Source organism: Streptomyces sp. (genome assembly GCF_035563135.1).
GTDB lineage: Bacteria > Actinomycetota > Actinomycetes > Streptomycetales > Streptomycetaceae > Streptomyces.
This window is the reverse complement of sequence record NZ_DATMVN010000532.1, coordinates 1-3,363: the sequence shown is the minus strand read 5'-3', so window position 1 is coordinate 3,363 and position 3,363 is coordinate 1. Positions and strand designations below refer to the sequence as shown.

At 71.7% G+C, this 3,363-nt stretch carries 4 protein-coding genes and 1 tRNA gene; 4 read left to right on the top strand and 1 reads right to left on the bottom strand.

The genetic code is table 11. The features are described 5' to 3' along the window. The 4 genes from VN520_RS23545 to VN520_RS23530 all read left to right on the top strand — a co-directional run. A partial coding sequence (locus VN520_RS23545; RefSeq protein WP_325748933.1) for an AAA domain-containing protein occupies positions 1–418 on the top strand: 418 nt, incomplete at its 5' end. A gap of 73 nt (positions 419–491) precedes the next feature. Further along, entirely contained in the window at positions 492–833 is a 342-nt protein-coding gene (locus VN520_RS23540; protein WP_325748932.1) for a hypothetical protein, read from the top strand. Positions 834–984: 151 nt separating this feature from the next. Continuing rightward, a complete protein-coding gene (locus VN520_RS23535; protein WP_325748931.1) occupies positions 985–1,683 on the top strand; it encodes a bifunctional DNA primase/polymerase in 699 nt (232 codons plus the stop codon). Further along, positions 1,674–1,747, top strand: a tRNA-Lys gene (locus VN520_RS23530). Before VN520_RS23535 ends, VN520_RS23530 begins: the two co-directional genes overlap by 10 nt. Before the next feature lie 59 nt (positions 1,748–1,806). Here the strand turns inward: VN520_RS23530 and VN520_RS23525 are convergent. Continuing rightward, positions 1,807–3,048, bottom strand: coding sequence for a M6 family metalloprotease domain-containing protein (locus VN520_RS23525; protein WP_325748930.1), 1,242 nt, complete (start codon positions 3,046–3,048; stop codon positions 1,807–1,809). Positions 3,049–3,363: the final 315 nt, after the last annotated feature.

Genomic DNA, 3,363 nt, shown 5'->3' with positions numbered 1-3,363 from the left:
CGCCCCGGGCCCGGTCCCGGTGACGGCGGAGCGGATCGCGGTCGGTACGGCCCACCGCGACCAGGCCGCCGCGGTCCGGGCCGCGCTCGCGGAGCTGGGTGTGGGAGGGGTGGCGGTGGACACGGCGAACCGGCTCCAGGGCAGGGAGTTCGATGTGACGGTGGTCCTGCACCCGCTGTCGGGCCGCCCGGACGCCACGGCGTTCCACCTGGAGACGGGCCGCCTGTGCGTGCTGGCCTCGCGGCACCGGCACGCGTGTGTCGTGGTGTGCCGTGCCGGGGTGGCGGACCTGCTGGACGAGCACCCGTCGACGGAGCCGGTCCAGCTGGGTGTGACGGTGAAGTTCCCCGACGGCTGGGAGGCGAATCACGCGGTCCTGGCGCACCTCGCGGAGCACCGCGTGCATTGGGCGCCCTGATCCTGGGCAGCGCTCTTGCGCCGGACCGGACAATGGAAGGTGGCCGTCCGGCCGTACGAGGAGGGAACACCACATGGCACAACCCGAGCGGAACGAGCGGCAGAGGCTGCGTCCGGCACCGCTGCTCTTCGAGCCGTCGGAGGCGGCAGCCGATCCGGAGCACTTCTTCGACCTGGAGTCGATGGAGGACCCGAAGGAACTCCTGGCCCGCGCGACGGAGCTGACGCTCGCCTTCCGGGCGGCGACCGACCGGGCCGTGGAGTTCCAGGCTGTGGCCGCCGCCCAGCTCGCCGATCCGCGCCGGTTCGACCGGCTCACGGCCGTGGACATAGCCGAGCGGGCGGAGTGGACCGAGGACTACGCCAAGAAGATGATCGAGTTCGGCCGGTCCCTGCTGGACGAGGCCGCGCCCTGACCTCGACGGCGACGGCCTCCGGCTGCGCTGTCGTCACTGCGGGTACACCCGTGGCATATGCCGATGGACAAAATACTCCGCGGGCCCGCGCCCTGTCCGGCTTTCGGCAACTCCGGGGAGCAGGGGCGTCACGGCCGGTAGACATGACGCCATGAGCGCATGGCTGAACGACGAAACGCCCCCGTTCACCGGTGCCGCCCCGCACCACGGCGCCGGTCTCCTGGCCCTGCTGCGGGACCGCACCGGTGAACGGGACGACGACAGGGCCGCCCAGGTCACGGCGTCCGGGGCCGCGTGGCTGGCGGGAGCTTCGCCCTACCCCCGCAGCACGCTCTCCCGGTGGGAGTCCCACCCCCGCTCCCCCGGGGTGCTGCCGTGCGGCTCCTCGTTCGACGTCGTGAGCGTGCCCGCCCTGTTCGGCAGGCGCATGCTGGAGCAGCTCTGGGCGGAGGGGCCCGGGTCGGGCCCGGTGGCCACGCACCGGGGGCGGATGCTGCTGTTCGCCTCCCCGGGCACGGCTCAGCGGCTGCCGTCCCTCCTGGCGTGGGAGGAGTGGGGCACGGGGTCCGCCGTCGGCTCCCGCCGGCAGCGGGGCGCTCTGCCGCCGGTGCTCTGCCACGGCACGGGGGACGCGGTCACCGTCCCGCCCCTGACCGGCGGCGCGGACGCCGGCGGGCCCCGCTGGGTGGTCGCTCCCGACACGCGCAGCCCCTGGCTTCCGGGCCCCGACGTACTGCTGTGGGCCTGTGTCCGGGCGGGCAGGTCGGCGGCCCCGTCGACCACCGGGAATTCGATTTTTCCTCCCGCCGATCCGGGTGCTAATGTCTACGACGTCAGCAGGCGCCGTTAGCTCAGTTGGTTAGAGCAGCTGACTCTTAATCAGCGGGTCCGGGGTTCGAGTCCCTGACGGCGCACCGACGGATGAAGCCCCCTCGCGCAGGCGAGGGGGCTTCTTCGTGTGCGTCCGCGCAGGTCAGGTGCCGGTGGCGATGCGGACGGTCCATGCTCCCGACCGGGTCCGGCCGGCGACGTCGATGCGGATGTGTTCGCCCGGCACGGTGTAGCGCTCGCCCTCCCGCAGGGGGGCGTCCGCGAGTGGCGGGTAGACCGACCGGTCCCAGCAGGCGTCGGACCCGGGGTGGGTGTCCAGCACCTCGACCGGTCCGCCGCCGGACGGTGTCGCGTTGCGGATGCGGTAGACGAGCACACCCTCGGTGCAGGTCGTCCGGTCGTTGCCCGTGGCGCTGCGGGCCTCGATGGCCAGCGCACTGTCCGCGCCGGTCCTGACGACCGCGAGCCGGGTGCCGAGGGAGGCGCCCGGCACGGGCACCTCGGCCATGGGTTCCAGGGTGAGGTCGGCGGTGCCCTGCACGCATACGACCTCCTCGCCCTCCAGCCAGCCGAGCTTCCACTTGTGCCAGCCGAACAGGTCCGGGGACAGCCCGAACTGGCTGCCCATCACGTCCCAGTCGCCGACGTAGGTGTCCCAGTCGCCTTTCCCGTCCTCCGGCCGGTGGTAGAGGTCCGCCAGGTCGAAGACGTGTCCGGTCTCGTGCGCCAGGACGTTCCGGTCCGGCGGGTGCTCCTCGAACAGGGTGACCACACGCCTGATGTCGGTGCCGTCGGCGCGCAGCGGCCGGTCGAAGTTGACGACCTTGGTGGCGTCGGAGTCGACGCCGGGGGCGTCCGGGTCGGCGACGAGGTAGACGATGTCGTGGGCGGAGAAGTCGGTCCGCTCGTCGGCCGCCTCGATCGCGTCGCGCAGATAGGCGCTGCGGCGCTCGGAGCCCCAGTCACGCTGTATGCCGTACCGGGTGGACGGGTGCGGCATGGGTGTCCACTGCTGCTGCGGGTGGGCCCGGAGCTCGAACTTCCCGTACGAGGCGCGCCGGAAGAAGCGGGCGGTCGAGGGGAAGTAGTCGGCGGCGAGCGCCTCGGGGGACACGACGGGTTCGGAGTCGGGGAACGAGAGGAAGACCATGACCGCGTCGAGGGCGTGGTCGGGGCGCGGGTAGGCGTCGTTCCAGGTGTCGAGCCCGAGGGAGTGGTGTGCCCCGGTCCTCGGCAGGGCGCACGGTCCCGCGTCACGCGTGGCCGCCACGGCGGGTCCGGCGACGAGTCCGGTGGCGGCGAGCGCCAGGAGGGAGGTGAGAGCCGCCGCCGCACTGCGCAGGCTCGGCCTCTCCACTCCCCCGGGTCCGTGCTGACGCGGCACATCTACCTCCGGGTGGCGAATGCGGGACTTCCCCCTCACCCTCGGCCGTTTCGTCCGTGTACGCCTTGTTGTGCTGCCCCACACGGGTCAGTGGGTCAGCTGGTCGGCGGAGTCCGGGGTGATCATCCGAAGACGGATGATCACTCTCACACACAGTCACATTCGCTCATCCGAGAATTAAAATTAACTAGAACAGCGCGTAAATGATTATTTATGGCCAAAATGCTTGAAGATGCCCTCGGCGGGACAGGCGCGGAACAGACATGGGCCATGCGCATGCCGCGTGGCCGAAACGGCGGGCGCGTTGGAACGGCC